The organism is Sphingomonas sp. PP-CC-1A-547, from assembly GCF_003610375.1.
Classification (GTDB): Bacteria; Pseudomonadota; Alphaproteobacteria; order Sphingomonadales; family Sphingomonadaceae; genus Sphingomonas.
The window spans coordinates 634,879-651,135 of record NZ_RAPZ01000010.1 but is presented as its reverse complement, the minus strand read 5'-3'; the positions used below and the strand labels follow the sequence as shown (position 1 = coordinate 651,135).

Here is a 16,257-nt window from a genome sequence, read left to right as displayed (position 1 = left end):
CGTCTACGTCGCGCGCATGCGCAAGCTGTACGACGAGACGATCATCAAGGCGATGACCGAGAAGTTCGGTTACAAGAACGTCATGGAGATCCCGCGGCTCGACAAGATCGTGCTGAACATGGGCGTCGGCGAAGCCACGCAGGACAAGAAGAAGGTCGACCAGGCTGCTTCCGAAATGGAGCTGATCGCCGGCCAGAAGCCTGTCGTGACGAAGGCCAAGAAGTCGATCGCGCAGTTCAAGCTGCGTGAAGGCATGCCGATCGGCGTGAAGGTCACCCTTCGCCGCGAGCGCATGTACGAGTTCCTCGACCGTTTCATCACGATCGCTCTTCCCCGCGTCCGCGATTTCCGCGGGCTCAACCCGAAGAGCTTCGATGGCCGTGGCAACTATGCCTGCGGTATCAAGGAGCAGATCGTGTTCCCAGAAATCAGCTATGACCGGGTCGACAAGGTCCGCGGCATGGATGTGATCGTGACGACGACCGCAAAGACCGACGACGAGGCTCGCGAGCTTCTCCGTCTGTTCGGTTTCCCGTTCCCGATCGAAGACGACGCTGCCGACGAGAAGAAGGCAGCTTAATCTAAGTCCCCCTCCCGCTTGCGGGAGGGGTCAGGGGAGGGGCCTCGCGCCTAACAGGCGTTGGTCCTTCCCTCCCCCAACCCCTCCCGTAAGCGGAAGGGGAGCTAGCAAAGAAAGAACTTAAGTCGATGGCGAAACTGAGTTCAGTCAACAAGAACGAGCGCCGCAAGCGCATGGTCAAGCAGTATGCCCCGAAGTACGCGGCACTGAAGGCAATCGCAGCGGACAAGACGCTCGACGACGGAGAGCGTCTGATCGCTCGCCTCAAGATGGCGGCACTGCCGCGCAACGCGAACCCGACCCGCATCCGTAACCGGTGCGAGCTGACCGGTCGCCCGCGCGCCTATTACCGCAAGTTCCGGCTCTGCCGTATTCAGCTGCGCGATCTGGCCAACAAGGGCCTCATCCCCGGCGTCACGAAGTCGAGCTGGTAAGGACTAAATCATGGCAGTGACCGATCCCCTGGGTGATTTGCTCACCCGTATCCGTAATGGCCAGCGCGCGAAGAAGGACTCTGTCCTCACGCCGGCGTCGAAGCTGCGCGTCCGCGTGCTCGACGTTCTGCAGCGCGAAGGCTATATCCGTGGCTATAGCGAAGAGCAGATGGGCCCCGCGGCCGGCCTTCGCATCGAGCTGAAGTATTTCGAGGGCCAGCCTGCGATCAAGCATGTCGCGCGCGTCTCGAAGCCCGGCCGTCGCGTCTATTCCGGCTCGCAGGAACTCCCGCGCGTCCGTAACGGCCTCGGCATCACCATCGTCTCGACGCCCCGCGGCGTGCTGTCGGATTCCGAAGCACGCGAGCAGAATGTCGGCGGCGAAGTCCTCGCGGAGGTGTTCTGATGAGCCGCATTGGTAAGAAGCCGGTCACCGTACCGGCGGGCATCACGCCGACCATCGAGAACAAGCAGCTGACCATGAAGGGCCCCAAGGGTACCCTCAAGATGCCGCTTCGCGACGAGATCAGCTACACGATCGAAGACGGCGGCATTTCGGTGCAGCCGGCCAACGACACTAAGCGCGCGCGCGCGTTCTGGGGCATGCAGCGGACCATGGTGCAGAACCTGGTCACCGGCGTGTCGGAAGGCTTCACCAAGAAGCTGCTGATCACCGGCGTCGGCTATCGTGCCGCAGCGCAGGGTCGCAACCTCAAGCTGCAGCTCGGCTACAGCCACGACGTCAACATCGACGTGCCGGAGGGGATCGAAGTCAAGACCCCCGACAACACGACGATCGAGATCTCGGGTTCGGACAAGCAGATGGTCGGTCAGCTGGCCGCGGAAATTCGTCAGTGGCGCAAGCCCGAGCCTTACAAGGGCAAGGGTATTAAGTACGACGGCGAGTTCATCTTCCGCAAGGAAGGGAAGAAGAAGTAATGACCAAGGGACTTTCTCTTTTCGCCAAGCGGCGTCGCCGCAACCGTACCGCGCTCCGCGCACGTGCAGGCACCCGTCCGCGGTTGTCGGTGCATCGCTCGGGCAAGCACATCTATGCCCAGGTGATCGACGATGCCGCTGGCACGACGGTCGCATCGGCCTCGACGCTGGAGAAGGACGTGCGCGGCACGTCCGGCGCCAACATCGACGCGGCGACTTCGGTCGGCAAGCGCGTCGCCGAGGCTGCCAAGGCAGCGGGCGTGACCCAGGTCGTGTTCGATCGCGGCGGCTTCCTCTACCACGGTCGCGTGAAGGCTCTTGCCGATGCCGCGCGCGAAGCCGGATTGGAGTTCTAAGACATGGCTGACGAAAACAACACGCCGGCAGTAATCGCTCCCGAGACGACCGCACAGGACGTCACGGCTCAGAACGTTCCGCAGAGCACTGGCTACCAGGGCAACAACGGTGGCGGTCGCGGTCGCGGCGGTCCCGGTGGCGGCGGTGGTCGTGGTGGCCCCGGCGGTAACCGCAGCGGTGGCCCAGGCGGCAATCGCGGTGGTCGCGACGGCGGTCGCGGTCGCGACAATCGTGGCGGTCGTCCCGGTGCGGACGATGGCGGCGAAGAGCTGATCGAGAAGCTCGTGCACATCAACCGCGTCTCGAAGACGGTCAAGGGCGGTAAGCGCTTCGGCTTCGCAGCGCTGGTCGTCGTCGGCGACGGCAAGGGTCGTGCAGGCTTTGGTCATGGCAAGGCACGCGAAGTGCCGGAAGCCATCTCGAAGGCGACGGCTGCTGCCAAGAAGAAGATGGTTCGCGTTCCGTTGAAGGACGGTCGCACGCTGCATCATGACGGCAACGGTCACTTCGGTGCCGGCAAGGTCACGCTGCGGTCGGCGCCTCAGGGTACGGGCATCATCGCCGGTGGCCCGATGCGCGCAGTCTTCGAATCGCTGGGCGTTGCGGACGTTGTGACCAAGTCGGTCGGCACGTCGAACCCCTACAACATGATCCGCGCCACGTTCGAGGCCCTTGGCGAGCAGACCTCGCCCAAGGCCGTCGCACAGCGTCGCGGCAAGAAGATCGCCGACCTGCTCGGCCATGGTGGTTCGAAGACCGCCGAGGCCGATGCAGCTGCGATCACGGAGTAAGCGATCATGGCAACCATCAAGATCACGCAGACCGGTTCGCCGATCCGCCGCGAGAAGGATCAGCGCGCAACGCTGATCGGTCTCGGTCTCAACAAGATGCACAAGACCCGCGAGCTGGAAGACAGCCCAGAGGTCCGCGGCATGATCCGCAAGGTGCAGCACATGGTATCCGTCGAAGGCTGAGCCTTCACGCTACCTAGTGACAAATACCGGGAAGGGGGCTAACGGCCCCCTTCCTTATTTCCGGATTCGAACCCGGTGATTTCAAACCAGCGCGTAACAAGCGAAAGCGAGTGCATTACCATGAAGCTCAACGAACTCCGCGATAACGAAGGTGCCCGTAAGTCCAAGATGCGCGTCGGACGCGGCATCGGCTCGGGCAAGGGCAAGACCGCAGGCCGTGGCCAGAAGGGCCAGAAGAGCCGCGAGGGCGTGTCCATCGCCGGCTTCGAAGGCGGCCAGATGCCACTGCACATGCGTCTGCCTAAGCGCGGCTTCAACAACATCTTCCGCAAGGACTTCGCAGAGGTCAACCTCGGCGCGATCCAGCTCGCGGTCGACGCCGGCAAGATCGAGGCTAACGCCACGCTCGACCACGACGCGCTGAAGGCCGCTGGCCTGGCACGCGGCGGCAAGGACGGCGTCCGCCTCCTCGCCAAGGGCGAGCTGACCACGGTCCTCTCGTTCACCGTCGACGGCGCGTCGAAGGGCGCGATCGAAGCGGTCGAGAAGATCGGCGGCAAGGTCGAGGTGATCCACTTCGTCCCCGCAGCCGAGAAGGCTGCCGCCAAGAAGGGCGTGAAGTACAAGGAGCGTGCGGCGCACAAGGCGTCGTTCAAGGCTTAAGCCGGACAAAAAGGGGGCGGGTGCGAAAGCGCTGGCCCCCTTTTTATTTGCCTGACTTGGCGTCTTCTCGCCGCCGACTTCCTGTCGATCCCTATCAGCGACCTCTCTTCCTCCGTTCGCCCTGAGCGAAGTCGAAGGGTACGTCACTTTGGGCAATGTCCTTCGACTTCGCTCAGGACGAACGGGACAGGGGGCGACCGGAATTCGTCTAGCCATTAGACAAGCGCGCTGCTGCGCCTATATGAGCGGCGGGGGCGGTCACAACGCATCCCGCCTTCTTTGTTTCCAGGACGATCACACGCATGGCATCCGCAGCCGACCAGATGGCGCAAAGCATCAGCCTTTCGAAATTCGCGAAGGCGACCGACCTCAAGAAGCGGTTGTGGTTCACGATCGGTGCGCTGATCATTTTCCGCCTGCTCAGCTATGTCCCGCTGCCGGGTGTCGACCCGACCGCGCTCGGCCTGCTCTCGCAGCAGACGCAGGGCGGTGTGCTTGATTTCTTCAACACCTTCTCGGGTGGTTCGCTCAGCCGCATGTCGCTGATCGCGCTCGGCGTGATGCCCTACATCACCGCCTCGATCGTGGTGCAGCTCGCGACCTCGCTGTCGCCGACGCTCGCCGCCATCAAGAAGGACGGCGAATCGGGCCGCAAGCGCCTCAACCAGTACACGCGCTACGGCACCGTCGGCTTGACCGCGGTGCAGGGCTATTTCATCGCCGTCGGCCTTGAGACGCTCGGCGCCGCGCAGGGCATCCAGGCGGTCATCGAGCCCGGCATGATGTTCCGCGTCGCCGCGGTCATCTCGCTGATCGGCGGTACGATGTTCCTGATGTGGCTCGGCGAGCAGATCACCAGCCGCGGCATCGGCAACGGCGTCTCGTTGATCATCATGGCCGGCATCGTCGCGCATCTCCCCGTCACGCTCGTCAACCTGCTCGAAGGTGGCCGCTCGGGTTCGCTCGATCCGATCAAGCTGATCGGCATCGTCGTCGCGGTGGTCGTGCTGATCCTCTTCATCTGCTTCATGGAGCGCGCGCAGCGCCGCATCCTGATCCAGTATCCCAAGCGCCAGACGCAGCGCGGCATGCAGGCCGATCGCAGCCATCTGCCGCTGAAGATCAACACTGCCGGCGTCATCCCGCCGATCTTCGCGTCGTCGCTGCTGCTGATGCCGCTGACGATCTCGCAGTTCGCCGGACAGCGCGTCGCGGGTGAATCGAAGTGGGGTGACTTCATCATCACGCTCAACCAGTACCTGCAGCACGGCAGCCCTGTGTACATGCTGCTGTACGGCGCCGGCATCATCTTCTTCTCGTTCTTCTACACCGCGGTCGTCTTCAACCCCGAGGAAACCGCCGACAATCTGAAGCGCAATGGCGGTTTCATCCCCGGCATCCGCCCGGGCAAGAACACCGAGAACTACTTCGATTACGTGCTGACGCGCATCACCGTGATCGGTGCGGCGTATCTGACGATCATCTGCTTGTTGCCGGAGTATCTGGTGACCGCGTTGCAGATTCCGTTCTATCTCGGTGGCACCAGCCTGCTGATCGTCGTCAACGTGACGATGGACACGGTGACGCAGATCCAGTCGCACCTGCTGGCGCACCAGTATGGCGACCTGATCAAGAAGGCGAAGCTCAAGGGCAATCGACTTCGTTAAGTTGCGGGGCTAACCCGGTTTAATTCCTGCACGAACGAGGGGAGTGCGTTTCGTGAATATCATCCTTCTTGGACCGCCCGGCGCGGGCAAGGGTACGCAAGCCGCCACGCTCGTCAGCGAGCGCGGCATGGTGCAGCTTTCGACCGGCGACATGCTGCGTGCAGCGGTCGCCGCCAAAACGCCGGTCGGGCTTCAGGCGAAGTCGGTGATGGAGTCGGGCGGTCTAGTCTCTGACGAGATCGTGTCGGGCATCATCGGCGAGCGTCTCGACCAGCCGGACACGGCGAACGGCGTCATCTTCGACGGCTATCCCCGGACGGCTGCTCAGGCGGAGGCGCTCGACGGTCTGCTCGCCGACCGCGGCCGGACGCTCGACTACGTCATCGAACTGGGCGTCGACGAAGCCGCATTGATCGACCGCGTCGTCGGCCGCTACACCTGCGCCAAATGCGGCACTGGCTATCACGATCGCTACAAGAAGCCTGCCGTGGCCGGCGTCTGCGACGTATGCGGCTCGACCGAGTTCAAGCGTCGACCCGACGACAATGCGGAAACGGTCCACAACCGCATGGCCGAATACCGTGCGAAGACGGCACCGATCCTGCCGATCTACGACGCACGAGGCCTGGTCCACCGCGTCGACGGAATGGCCGACATCGCACACGTCGGCTCGGCGATCGCTGCGATCCTCGACAAGAAGTAAGTGTGTTCCGCCGCGGAGGCGGGGCCGTAGTTATGGGCCACGCTCTCGCCCCTCTTCCGTCATCCCGGCGAACGCCGGGACCCACGGATACGGCGGACCAAGCGAGAGCGTGCTACCACTCCCCATTCCGCAACCATGGGTCCCGGCGTGCGCCGGGATGACGGGGTAGGAGTGGGGCAGCGGACTGAGGCGCTTTCGTCTCAGGCCTACAACAACATCAACATGACGAAATTGTCACCCCTCGGTCATCGCCCTGACCCCCGCTCGATCCTAGAACGAACACGTGGCCAGCAACGGCCGCATGAGTTTCCAGAGATCGGTGCCCGTCACTCCCGGGGGTACCGTGGGGGCCGGCGGGAAGGGTTCTTTCCGCCGGCCTTTCCGTTTATAAGGGCAGGAGATGGTGACCGAAATCGGTGGCAGGGAAGGTGATACCGCGTTGAGCCGCAAGATCCTGATCGTCGAGGACGACGCCTCGACATCCGCCTATCTTGCCAAGGGCCTGGCTGAGGCCGGCCATGCAATCGAAGCCTGTGCAGACGGCCGCGACGGCCTGTTCCTCGCCAGCGAGGGCATTTTCGACCTCATCATCGCGGACCGCATGCTGCCTGGTCTCGATGGCCTGTCGATGGTCAGCGCGATTCGCGCTGCGGGCATCGCCACACCGGTTCTGATCCTGTCCGCGCTCGCCGCCGTCGACGACCGCGTCGATGGCCTCAAGGCCGGCGCCGACGATTACCTTTGCAAGCCCTTCTCGTTCGCCGAACTCTCTGCACGGATCGAGGCCATGCTCCGCCGTTCTGATCGCGCCGCTACCGAGCCGCAGAAGACGAAGCTGTCCGTCGGCGATCTTGAGATCGACCTGCTCGCCCGCGCCGTTTCACGCGCCGGTCGCTCGATCCCGCTGGGCGCCCGCGAGTTCAACCTGCTCGAATTCCTCGCCCGCCATGCCGGCCAGGTCGTCACGCGCACGATGATGCTCGAGAAGATCTGGAACTATCATTTCGACCCAGGCTCGAACGTGGTCGACGTCCATATCGGCCGTCTCCGCCGCAAGCTCGAGGAAGGATTCCCGACGCCGATCCTCCATACGGTCCGCGGCGCAGGCTACCGGCTCGCCGTAGAAGGGTGATTCGCCTTTCGGTAACAGCCCGAATCGCGCTGCTCTCGATCGCGCTGGCGCTGATCTCCAACCTCGCGCTGGTCGGCTTCGTCTGGAAGACCACCAGCGCGGACGCGATCGACGCGATCCGGCGCGAGACCACCGAACAATCGGAAGCCCTGCGCGCGGTCTGGCGCGGTGGCGGGCTTCCCGCGATCCGTCAGGCGATCGATAGCGCAGTCGTCCCCGGCGACGTCTCACTCGTCCTGGCGGTGATCGATCCGAAGGGCAGGGCAGTCGTCGGCATCGCGCCCGAGCGCCTCGCAGTCCCGCTCCGCATTACGCAGTTTCGCATCGCGCGACTCGGAGCAGACGAACTTTGGTCCGCACGCGAGACGGGGTACGCGCTCCATCCGCTTGGCAGCTACTGGCTCCTGACCGGCCGCAATCTCGACCTGATCGCCGCGGAGGAGCGCGCGATCGAACGTGCGCTCGCGGTCGCCGTCTTCCTATCGCTAGCGCTCGGCGTGGTCGGAGGATTGGTCCTGACCCGCTACGTCAGCCGCCGTCTCGACGGCATCGCCAAGGCAATCGAAGCAGCTGGTGAAGGTGACCTATCTCGCCGCGTCGATATGATCGCGGGGGGCGGCGATGCGTTCGACCGCCTTGCCGCCCGCCTCAACGTCATGCTCGGCAAGCTCGAAGGCGTGATGGCCGAACTGCGGATCGTCACCGACAGCCTCGCACACGACCTCCGCTCGCCGCTCGCGCGCTTGCGCACCAAGACCGAGCAGGCGGTGTTAATCGCCGATCCCGATGCGCGGGAGGCAGCGCTAGGTGGCCTGTTGGTCGAGACCGACCTGGTGATGCGGATGCTGACGATGGTGATCGAGATCAGCCGTTCTGGCTCGGTCTCGCGCGATCGTTTCATCGAGGTCTCGCCCGCCAGTCTGCTGGAGGAGATCGGCGAGCTCTACGCCCCCGTCGCGGAAGACGCAGGCCTGGTCTTCACGATCGCGATCGACGATCGCCCGCCGCCGATGAAACTCCACCGCGAGCTTATCAGCCAGGCAATCACCAACTTGATCGACAACGCGCTTCGCCACGGCGCCGGGGGAGGCGAAGTCACGCTGCGGATCGTCCACCGCACCGACGGCGTCGCGATCCAGGTCGAGGACCGCGGCCCTGGTATCGCCGCCGCCGATCGTGCGCAGGCGTTGAAGCGCTTCGGCCGCCTCGACAGCGCACGATCGACCCCCGGTGCGGGACTTGGGATGGCGCTGATCGAGGCGGTGGCGCGGCTCCACGATGGCCACTTCGAACTCGCCGACAACGCGCCCGGTCTCGTCGCCCGTATAGTCCTCCCAGTCTGATCCTCCCCTGCCAGGGGGAGGTGGCTGGCGCTTGCCAGACGGAGGGGGAGGAAAGGGTAACCTCGGTTGCGTCTCCTCCCCCTCCGTCGCTTCGCGCCACCTCCCCCTGGCGGGGGAGGATTCGCAGTGGCAACCGGTTGACCTACACAGCGACCGCGGCGAGACCGTGTTCATGACGACGCTCGCCTCCCATCGCCGCATCCTCGCCGCCAGCCTGGTCGGCACCGCGGTCGAGTTCTACGATTTCTACATCTACGCGACCGCCGCGGCACTGGTGTTCGGGCCGCTGTTCTTCTCGGGCCAGTCCGCCTCGGCGCAGTTGCTGCTGAGCTATGCCACATTTGGCTTGGCCTTCGTCGCGCGCCCGGTCGGCGCGATCGTGTTCGGGCATTTCGGCGATCGGATCGGGCGCAAGTCCACCCTCGTCGCATCGCTGTTGCTGATGGGCGGATCGACCGTCGGCATCGCCTTCCTCCCCACGTACGCGCAGGTCGGCTGGATCGCGCCCGCGCTGCTGTGCCTGATGCGGCTGGGGCAGGGGCTCGGCTTGGGCGGCGAATGGGGCGGGGCGGCGCTGCTGGCTGTCGAGAACGCACCGCCGCACCGCAAGAACACCTGGGGCATGTTCCCGCCGCTCGGTGCCCCGGTGGGTTTCCTCGCCGCCAACGGGCTGTTCCTGATCATCGGACTCGTGCTCGACGAGGCGCAGTTCCTCGCCTGGGGCTGGCGCATTCCGTTCCTGCTCAGCGCGATTCTCGTCGGGCTCGGCCTGTGGGTGCGGCTGAAGCTGACCGAGACGCCCGCGTTCCTCGAAGCGGAGGCTACCGAGGCGCTCCCCAAGGTACCGATCGCGACGCTGCTCACGCACCATCTCCGCGCGACCTTGGCTGGCACGTTCGGGGTCATCGCATGCTTCGCGCTATTCTACCTCGCGACCGCGTTCGCTCTTGGTTACGGCACCAAGACGCTCGGCTATTCGCGCGAGGCGTTCCTCGGCGTCGAACTCGTCGCGATCTGGTTCCTGGCGGGCGGCGTGATCGTGGCCAGCGTGCTCGCGGACCGGCATTCCGCAGCACGAATGCTCGCGATTGGGTTTGCCGGGTGCATCGGCGTTGGCGCGCTGATGGGGCCGATGCTGGGCTCGGGATCGCTGTTCACCGTATGGCTGTGGCTGTCGGGCGCGCTGTTCGTGATGGGGTTCGCCTACGGACCGCTCGGCGGGTGGTTGCCGAGCCTGTTTCCGGCGGGGGTGCGCTACACCGGCGTGTCGATGACGTTCAACCTTGGCGGCGTACTCGGCGGTGCGCTGGCGCCGATCGTCGCAGAGGCACTGGCCCCGCATGGGTTGTGGCTGGTCGGCGGGTATCTGATGGCGGCCGGGGTGCTGAGCCTTGGGGGGCTGCTGATCCTCGGCCGCACGACCGACAGGTAGAATGCTCTCCCGCCTCTGCGGAAGAGCCTGCCTTTACGCGGACACCGGCCGCAACAGCGTCAGCCGCGCCTTGCCGTGCACGCGCGTGGCGTCAACCTCGAAGCCAGCCAGTTCGACGACCTCGGCCTTCGCCGTCTCCAGGCTGATCCACGTCGCCGGTCCGACCCAACCCAGCCGCGACAGCTTGTCGAGCGCGACCAATCCGGCGCCGGTGTTGTAGGGCGGATCCATCAGGATCACGTCGAGCGGCGCCGGTGCTGGCCCGAGCGCCATCACCGACGTCGCGCGGACATCACCGCGGATCTCCAGCTTGGCGAGGTTCGCCTTGAGCGCGTCGACCGCCAGCTTGTCCGATTCGACGAACATGCACGTCGCCGCGCCACGCGAGAGCGCCTCGATCCCCAGCGCGCCTGAGCCGGCGAACAGATCGGCGACCGCCAACCCCTCGAAGCTCCCGACGCGGCTCGTCAGCATCGAGAACAACGTCTCGCGCATCCGGTCGGCGGTGGGACGCGTGGTGTCACCCTTGGGTGCGGCGATCTGACGGCCGCGGTACAGTCCTGCGATGATCCGCATCAGCGCTTCCCTCCACGTGGTGCACGGGGCGGATGACCGCGCCCTCCCGACGGACCCTTGCCAGGCGCAGTAGGACGACTGCCGCGCTCAGGCCGCGCCGGACCCTCCGACCGCACCGGCCGTGGCTCGGCACCCGGACGTCCGCTGGCACTCCGCGCCGCGCGCTTGTCGAGCGAGCTACGCCCCCGCGAATCGTCGGCCTGTGGGCGAAAGCCCCGCGGCTGTTCCTGACGCTGCACGGTAGCGCCAGCACCGACGCGCGACGGCGCAGCGCGCTCCCGCGGTGGCTTGGCGGCGCGGAAATGCTTGATCTTGGGGCTTGTGCTCAGCTCCTCGCCGCGATCCGCACGCTCCTGCCGCAAATACGGCTTGGACGTCTCGCCACTCGTCGGCCGGGCGTGATGCGTTCCCGCCGGCCGAGCGGCATTCCGCACATCCGGCCGCGCCCAGGGATCGTTGACGTCGCCGCGCTGCATCGCCGCGGTCGGACGGATCCGCTCCGGACGCGCCGGTCGCGAAGGCCGATCGGTCGGTACCGCGCCGCTCGAAAAGCCCGAGCTTGCAGGCGCCGCATACGGACTGCGAACCGGCGTACGCGAACCAACGGCAGGCCGCGCGCCCGAAACTGGACGCGCACCCGGCGCTGGCCGTGCCGTCGGAGCAGGCCGCGGCGCATTGCTACCCCGTTGGCTAGACCGCGCGCCGATCCCGGCACCCGCACCGGCGCTCGCACTGATCCCGATATTCGCGCGCGCGCCCGGACCCTCGGGGCGCCCCTTCGTCAGTTCCTTCTGGAACGCGACGACGTCGTGCTGCAGCACTTCGCCGATCTGCCCCGGCGGCAGGTCGCCGAGCACGAACGGGCCATAACGCGTCCGGATCAGCCGCGAGACCTGCAACCCGAGATGCTCCAGCACGCGGCGGACTTCGCGATTCTTGCCCTCGGTCAGGATCATTTCGATCCAGACGTTCGCGCCAGTGCGCCGCTCGATATTCGCGTTGATCGAGCCGTAGCGCACGCCCTCGATCTCGATCCCTTCGATCAGTTCCTCGAGCTGCGGCTGCGTGATGTTGCCATACGCACGCGCACGATAGGCACGCTCGACGCCGGTCGCGGGCAGCTCGAGCTGGCGCTTGAGGCCACCATCGGTGGTCATAAGCAACAGCCCCTCGGTGTTGAGATCGAGCCGCCCGACCGGCACCAGCCGCGGCAGATCCTGCGGCAGGCGGTCGTAGATCGTCGTACGGCCGGCGGGATCGCGCTCGGTGACGAGCAGCCCGGTCGGCTTGTGATACAGGAACAGCCGCGCCGAACTCGGAGCCTCGACCGGGTCGCCGTCGACCGTCACGCCGTTGAGGTTGCGCAGGATCGTCGCCGGCGTGTCGAGAATGCTGCCGTTGAGCGCGACGCGCCCCTCGGCGATCATCCGCTCGATATCGCGGCGCGAGGCGATCCCAGCGCGCGCGAGGAGCTTGGCGATACGGTCGCCCTTGATCGGTGCGGTCGGCGTTTCGGGGGAGGTTGCGGGCGCGTCGTTCGACGGGCTGGCAGTCGGGTTATCGTCTTTTGAAGTCGTCATGGCGCGGCTGATACTATGGATCGGCGTCCAGCGCGAAAATATTTGCGACCGTTCGTGCGGCGGTGCGTTAGAACTCGCGAGCGTAACGACCTTTCGTTCGCGTCCGGGGGCCTGTCGGCAATGTTGTTCGGGAAGAAGAAGCGGCAGATTGTCCGGCTTTTGGTGGTCGAAGACGAACCGCTGGTCGCGTTCGACACCGAATATTTCCTGACCGATGCGAAGTTCACGATCGTCGCGACGATCGACCGGGTCGCTGAGGCCTTGCCGATCCTGGCGAGCGACACGGTGATCGATCTGGTGCTCGTGGACGTGAACCTGGCGGACGGCTCCGGCATCGACGTCGCGCGCGCGGCACAGGCTCGCGGCGTGCCGGTAATGTTCGTGACGGGAAGCTGTCCGGTCGAAGCAACCACGCTCGCCGCCGGCTGCATGGCCAAGCCCTATATGCCGCGCGACCTGATCGCGGCGATCGAGGCGATCGAGGCGATGCTCGGAGGTGGTAAGCCGACGCGCGTGCCGTCGGGCTTCACATTGTTTCCGCGGACGGCGTGACGTTTCCCCACGCTCTATCGCCTGACGGGTAGCGCATCCGCGATTTCCCGTTAGGGTTCGCGCGAGCGAGTGGGGAGCGTAAGTGCGATGAACGGAACCGTAGGCAAGCGCTGGAGCGACGGCTTCCGGCCGTATGCGGAGAAGGCGCCACTGGGAGCTTTGGCGCTCGGCATATCCTCGGGCTTTCCGTATGCGATGATCGGCGCGACGCTGACGACGCGGCTGGCAGCCAGCGGTATCGACAAGAAGACCGTGACGGCGTTCAGCCTCGCCTTCCTCGTCTACAACCTGAAGTTCCTGTGGGCGTGGGTGGTCGATGGCGTCCGGCTTCCGATCATCGGGAGACTGGGCCAGCGCGTCTCTTGGCTGATCGTGACGGCCGCACTTGTCGTCGCGGCGGTGATCAATCTTGCCTTGGTCGATCCTGCCGCGAGCATTGCGGCGACAGCGACCGCAGCGATTCTCGTCGGCGCGGCCGGCGCAACCTTTGACGTCGTGATCGACGCGTTCCGGATCGAGACGCTCGAACCGCGCCAGTTGGGTGTTGGGTCGGGCATGAGCCAATATGGCTGGCGGATCGGCTCGGCGGGTTCGGGGGCGTTGGCGCTGGTGGTCGCCGAACGCGCCGGCTGGAACGCGGCCTATCTGGCGTGCGTCGTCTTTGCATTGCCCGCGGTCGTGGCTGGCCTGGCGCTGGGTGAGCCCGAACGCCGCCGTCCACCGATCGAACGCTGCGGTCTCGCGGAAGGCTTTCGCGCGATCTGGGGGCCGTTCGTTCAGTTCTTCTCGCGCGAAGGGGCGTTCATCGTCCTCGCCTTCATCCTGATCTTCAAGGTCGGCGACACGCTCGCCAATCTGACGCTGCGGTTGCTGTTCGACGACCTCGGCTTCACCGGCGACGAGATCGCGTTCTACGATGTCGGGATCGGCTTCATTGCCTATCTGGTGGGCATCTTCATCGGTGGCATCCTGTACGCGCGGATAGGGATGAAGCGATCGGTGCTGCTGTCGCTGGTGCTGATGGGCGTCTCGAACCTGTCGTTCGCGGCGCTGGCGGCGGCCGGGCACTCGAACCTCGGCATGGCGGCGGCGATCGGCTTCGAGAATGCCTCCAGCGGCTTTGGCGGTGTCGTCGTGATCGCGTACTTCTCGGCTCTGTGCGACCTGCGCTTCACCGCGGCACAGTTCGCGCTGATCTCGGCGGCGGCAAGCATCGTCGGACGGATCGTCACTGGCACCACCGCCGGCGCGCTGATCGAGGCGTTTGGCTATGTCGATTTCTATCTGCTGACGACGGCGCTCGCAGTACCAGGGATCGTATTGTTCTGGTGGATGAGCCGGTCGGGGATGATCGACCGTTCGATCGGCAGCGCGGGCGTCGAGGGTGAAGGCGACGCCCGCGCCGGTGATCCGGTCTAGAGCGTGATCGGGCGACCCTCGTCGGCGAAGGCGGCTGCGACCGCGGCGGCGCTGGCGAGGACGCCGTCGATACGGCGGACGCCGAGCAGGTCGGCCATCAGGTAACGTGCGGTCTCGGGCGCGGTCTCGACGCGCGCGAGTACCGACAGCATCGCCGATTCCGCCGGCGTCATCCGCGCGCAGCAGCACGGGGCGATCGCGATCGTGCCCGCCGAGGTGCCGGCGAGGTCCGCCATCAGCGCCCTCAACAGCACCAGCGGGCGACGGAAGCCTTGGCCGAACGCGGTGAACATTGTGTGCGAAGCGCGAGCGTCGGCGAGGCCGTGCGCGCCCATTCGCCGCATCGCAAACAACGCGATTCGCGCGTTTTCACAAGGCGGTAGCGCATGGGGCAGCAGCGAGGTCGCGCTGGCGATGGTCTGTGTCGAGGCGGCCGTCGAGTTGGTCGTCGAATTGGGGCGGGTATCGGTCATTCACGCGACTCCGTGGTGGTATCCACAAAGTCGCCTGTTGGTTATTGATAGTCAATAGCAATAAGGACTCAGTCCGGCGGTTGGTCGTTTGCGGCGAGCACTTCACCGGCCAGGTAGAGCGAGCCGGCGATCAGCACGAGTTGCGGCTGGTCGGTTTGTGCGGCGATCGAGCCTAGCGCTTCACTGGGCGTGGCGGCTGTTCCGGCGGTCTTTCCGAACGATCGGGCGAGCGTCGCAAGTGCCTCGGGCGCGTGATGGGCGTGGCCGGGGACGGGGATGGCGATGACGTGGCCGACCGAAGGCGACAGGATGCGGATCACGGCGTCCGCATCCTTGTTCGCGAGCATGCCGAGGATCAGCGTCACCGGGCGGCCCTTGGCGAGCGTCCTCAGCGCGCGCGCGACCGGTTGCGCGGCGTTGGGATTGTGGGCGCCGTCGAGCCACAATTCGCTGCTGTCGGGCAATCGCGCGAGCAGCGGGCCATCCGACAATCGCTGCATCCGCGCGGGCCAGTGCGCCCAGTCGGCGGCGGCGCGCATGGCCGCCTCGGGAACGTGCAGCGCGCCCTGGTGACGAAGCATCGCGATCGCGAGCGCGAGGTTGCGCGACTGGTGCGCGCCGACGAGGCGGGGGCGGTTGGTGACGGCCGAAAAGCCGGTGTCCTCGTAGCGGACGGTCGAGCGTGCGGTCTCGCTCGTCCAGTCGGTGCCGCGGGCGAACACCGGTGCGCCGGCGGCATCGGCGACCGCAGCGATCTTCGCGCGGAGGGCCTTGGGGTAGTCCATCGTGACCAGCGGCACGCCGGGCTTGGCGATGCCCGCCTTCTCGCCGGCGATCTCCAGCAATGTGTCGCCGAGGAACGACTGGTGGTCGATGCCAAGCGCGGCGATGCCGGTGACGACCGGGTTGGGGATGACGTTGGTCGCGTCGAGCCGCCCGCCGAGACCGACCTCGACGATCGTTGCTGCCGCTGGCGTGCGGGCGAAAGCGAGGAATGCGGCGGCGGTGGTGACTTCGAAGAAGCTGGCTTGCAGATCTAAGGCTTGGTCGAGCACTTCCGACAGCAAGGCGGCGAGCAGGTCGTCTTCGATCAGCTTGCCCGCGAGGCGGATGCGTTCGTTGAAGCGAACGAGGTGGGGCGAGGAATAGACGTGGACGCTATGCCCGGCGGCTTCGATCGCCGCGCGGAGGAAGGCGCAGGTCGAACCCTTGCCGTTGGTACCCGCGACGTGGAACACCGGGGGGAGATCGAGGTGCGGGTTGCCGAGGCGCGAGAGTAATGCGGTGATGCGCTCGAGGCCGAGGATGTCGGCACCGGGCGACAGCGCGGTGAGGCGGTCGAGCTGCGCCTGAACTGCGGGCGAGGAAGAAACGGCGTGGTCGGGCATTCTTCTAGGCTCCCTCTCCCCTCCGGGGAGAGGGCTGGGGTGAGG

19 protein-coding genes are annotated in these 16,257 nt (G+C 65.9%); 15 read left to right on the top strand and 4 right to left on the bottom strand.

The window, feature by feature from the left end; translation table 11 throughout:
• The first annotated feature begins 16 nt into the window (after positions 1 to 16).
• From rplE to C8J39_RS03700, 13 genes are all read left to right on the top strand, one after another.
• Positions 17 to 580 carry a 50S ribosomal protein L5 gene (gene rplE, locus C8J39_RS03760; protein ID WP_082441396.1) on the top strand — a complete coding sequence of 188 codons (564 nt, stop codon included), beginning with the start codon at positions 17 to 19 and terminating at the stop codon, positions 578 to 580.
• Between the two features lie 128 nt (positions 581 to 708).
• Positions 709 to 1,014 (top strand): 30S ribosomal protein S14, encoded by a 306-nt coding sequence (gene rpsN / locus C8J39_RS03755; protein ID WP_056015537.1) that lies wholly within the window; start codon positions 709 to 711, stop codon positions 1,012 to 1,014.
• Positions 1,015 to 1,024: 10 nt separating this feature from the next.
• Entirely contained in the window at positions 1,025 to 1,420 is a 396-nt protein-coding gene (rpsH, locus tag C8J39_RS03750) for a 30S ribosomal protein S8 (RefSeq protein WP_031393751.1), read from the top strand.
• Positions 1,420 to 1,953 (top strand): 50S ribosomal protein L6, encoded by a 534-nt coding sequence (rplF, locus tag C8J39_RS03745; protein WP_056047628.1) that lies wholly within the window; start codon positions 1,420 to 1,422, stop codon positions 1,951 to 1,953. The genes rpsH and rplF overlap by 1 nt, the downstream gene beginning before the upstream one ends.
• Positions 1,953 to 2,309: a 50S ribosomal protein L18 gene (rplR, locus tag C8J39_RS03740; RefSeq protein ID WP_031393749.1), complete on the top strand. Its 357-nt coding sequence runs from the start codon at positions 1,953 to 1,955 to the stop codon at positions 2,307 to 2,309. The genes rplF and rplR overlap by 1 nt, the downstream gene beginning before the upstream one ends.
• Before the next feature lie 3 nt (positions 2,310 to 2,312).
• Positions 2,313 to 3,101: a 30S ribosomal protein S5 gene (gene rpsE / locus C8J39_RS03735; RefSeq protein ID WP_120299318.1), complete on the top strand. Its 789-nt coding sequence runs from the start codon at positions 2,313 to 2,315 to the stop codon at positions 3,099 to 3,101.
• Positions 3,102 to 3,107: 6 nt separating this feature from the next.
• Positions 3,108 to 3,284 (top strand): 50S ribosomal protein L30, encoded by a 177-nt coding sequence (rpmD, locus tag C8J39_RS03730; protein ID WP_055872633.1) that lies wholly within the window; start codon positions 3,108 to 3,110, stop codon positions 3,282 to 3,284.
• A 120-nt stretch (positions 3,285 to 3,404) separates the two neighbouring features.
• Complete coding sequence (gene rplO / locus C8J39_RS03725) at positions 3,405 to 3,947, top strand: 50S ribosomal protein L15 (RefSeq protein ID WP_056047631.1); 543 nt, start codon at positions 3,405 to 3,407, stop codon at positions 3,945 to 3,947.
• Positions 3,948 to 4,249: 302 nt separating this feature from the next.
• Positions 4,250 to 5,614 (top strand): preprotein translocase subunit SecY, encoded by a 1,365-nt coding sequence (gene secY, locus C8J39_RS03720; protein WP_055872627.1) that lies wholly within the window; start codon positions 4,250 to 4,252, stop codon positions 5,612 to 5,614.
• Positions 5,615 to 5,666: 52 nt separating this feature from the next.
• Entirely contained in the window at positions 5,667 to 6,317 is a 651-nt protein-coding gene (locus C8J39_RS03715; protein ID WP_120299713.1) for an adenylate kinase, read from the top strand.
• 439 nt (positions 6,318 to 6,756) lie between these two features.
• Complete coding sequence (locus C8J39_RS03710) at positions 6,757 to 7,449, top strand: response regulator transcription factor (RefSeq protein ID WP_056050249.1); 693 nt, start codon at positions 6,757 to 6,759, stop codon at positions 7,447 to 7,449.
• Positions 7,446 to 8,792, top strand: a complete 1,347-nt coding sequence (locus C8J39_RS03705; RefSeq protein ID WP_165895114.1) for a HAMP domain-containing sensor histidine kinase — start codon at positions 7,446 to 7,448, stop codon at positions 8,790 to 8,792. Before C8J39_RS03710 ends, C8J39_RS03705 begins: the two co-directional genes overlap by 4 nt.
• Before the next feature lie 172 nt (positions 8,793 to 8,964).
• Positions 8,965 to 10,224: an MFS transporter gene (locus C8J39_RS03700; protein WP_120299317.1), complete on the top strand. Its 1,260-nt coding sequence runs from the start codon at positions 8,965 to 8,967 to the stop codon at positions 10,222 to 10,224.
• 33 nt (positions 10,225 to 10,257) lie between these two features.
• Here C8J39_RS03700 and rsmD read toward each other — a convergent pair whose 3' ends face one another.
• Both rsmD and C8J39_RS03690 read right to left on the bottom strand, forming a co-directional pair.
• Complete coding sequence (gene rsmD / locus C8J39_RS03695; RefSeq protein ID WP_056060491.1) at positions 10,258 to 10,800, bottom strand: 16S rRNA (guanine(966)-N(2))-methyltransferase RsmD; 543 nt, start codon at positions 10,798 to 10,800, stop codon at positions 10,258 to 10,260.
• Positions 10,800 to 12,380, bottom strand: coding sequence for a pseudouridine synthase (locus C8J39_RS03690; protein WP_120299316.1), 1,581 nt, complete (start codon positions 12,378 to 12,380; stop codon positions 10,800 to 10,802). Before C8J39_RS03690 ends, rsmD begins: the two co-directional genes overlap by 1 nt.
• A 120-nt stretch (positions 12,381 to 12,500) precedes the next feature.
• Here C8J39_RS03690 and C8J39_RS03685 point away from each other — a divergent pair, with 120 nt between their 5' ends.
• Together C8J39_RS03685 and C8J39_RS03680 are read left to right on the top strand one after the other, a co-directional pair.
• Positions 12,501 to 12,932 (top strand): response regulator, encoded by a 432-nt coding sequence (locus tag C8J39_RS03685; protein WP_056060487.1) that lies wholly within the window; start codon positions 12,501 to 12,503, stop codon positions 12,930 to 12,932.
• An 87-nt stretch (positions 12,933 to 13,019) separates the two neighbouring features.
• Positions 13,020 to 14,351 carry an MFS transporter gene (locus C8J39_RS03680; protein WP_120299315.1) on the top strand — a complete coding sequence of 444 codons (1,332 nt, stop codon included), beginning with the start codon at positions 13,020 to 13,022 and terminating at the stop codon, positions 14,349 to 14,351.
• Here C8J39_RS03680 and C8J39_RS03675 read toward each other — a convergent pair.
• Positions 14,348 to 14,824, bottom strand: a complete 477-nt coding sequence (locus C8J39_RS03675) for a DUF6628 family protein (protein ID WP_056060481.1) — start codon at positions 14,822 to 14,824, stop codon at positions 14,348 to 14,350. The genes C8J39_RS03680 and C8J39_RS03675 overlap by 4 nt on opposite strands.
• Before the next feature lie 68 nt (positions 14,825 to 14,892).
• Entirely contained in the window at positions 14,893 to 16,212 is a 1,320-nt protein-coding gene (locus C8J39_RS03670; protein WP_120299314.1) for a folylpolyglutamate synthase/dihydrofolate synthase family protein, read from the bottom strand.
• Positions 16,213 to 16,257: the final 45 nt, after the last annotated feature.

Bases quoted from the DNA above. Each gene is read 5' to 3' on its own strand.
- rplE (WP_082441396.1), top strand. From the start codon at position 17: ATGCGCAAGCTGTACGACGAGACGATCATCAAGGCGATGACCGAGAAG.
- rpsN (WP_056015537.1), top strand. From the start codon at position 709: ATGGCGAAACTGAGTTCAGTCAACAAGAACGAGCGCCGCAAGCGCATG.
- rpsH (WP_031393751.1), top strand. From the start codon at position 1,025: ATGGCAGTGACCGATCCCCTGGGTGATTTGCTCACCCGTATCCGTAAT.
- rplF (WP_056047628.1), top strand. From the start codon at position 1,420: ATGAGCCGCATTGGTAAGAAGCCGGTCACCGTACCGGCGGGCATCACG.
- rplR (WP_031393749.1), top strand. From the start codon at position 1,953: ATGACCAAGGGACTTTCTCTTTTCGCCAAGCGGCGTCGCCGCAACCGT.
- rpsE (WP_120299318.1), top strand. From the start codon at position 2,313: ATGGCTGACGAAAACAACACGCCGGCAGTAATCGCTCCCGAGACGACC.
- rpmD (WP_055872633.1), top strand. From the start codon at position 3,108: ATGGCAACCATCAAGATCACGCAGACCGGTTCGCCGATCCGCCGCGAG.
- rplO (WP_056047631.1), top strand. From the start codon at position 3,405: ATGAAGCTCAACGAACTCCGCGATAACGAAGGTGCCCGTAAGTCCAAG.
- secY (WP_055872627.1), top strand. From the start codon at position 4,250: ATGGCATCCGCAGCCGACCAGATGGCGCAAAGCATCAGCCTTTCGAAA.
- C8J39_RS03700 (WP_120299317.1), top strand. From the start codon at position 8,965: ATGACGACGCTCGCCTCCCATCGCCGCATCCTCGCCGCCAGCCTGGTC.
- rsmD (WP_056060491.1), bottom strand. From the start codon at position 10,800: ATGCGGATCATCGCAGGACTGTACCGCGGCCGTCAGATCGCCGCACCC.
- C8J39_RS03690 (WP_120299316.1), bottom strand. From the start codon at position 12,380: ATGACGACTTCAAAAGACGATAACCCGACTGCCAGCCCGTCGAACGAC.
- C8J39_RS03685 (WP_056060487.1), top strand. From the start codon at position 12,501: ATGTTGTTCGGGAAGAAGAAGCGGCAGATTGTCCGGCTTTTGGTGGTC.
- C8J39_RS03680 (WP_120299315.1), top strand. From the start codon at position 13,020: ATGAACGGAACCGTAGGCAAGCGCTGGAGCGACGGCTTCCGGCCGTAT.
- C8J39_RS03675 (WP_056060481.1), bottom strand. From the start codon at position 14,824: ATGACCGATACCCGCCCCAATTCGACGACCAACTCGACGGCCGCCTCG.
- C8J39_RS03670 (WP_120299314.1), bottom strand. From the start codon at position 16,212: ATGCCCGACCACGCCGTTTCTTCCTCGCCCGCAGTTCAGGCGCAGCTC.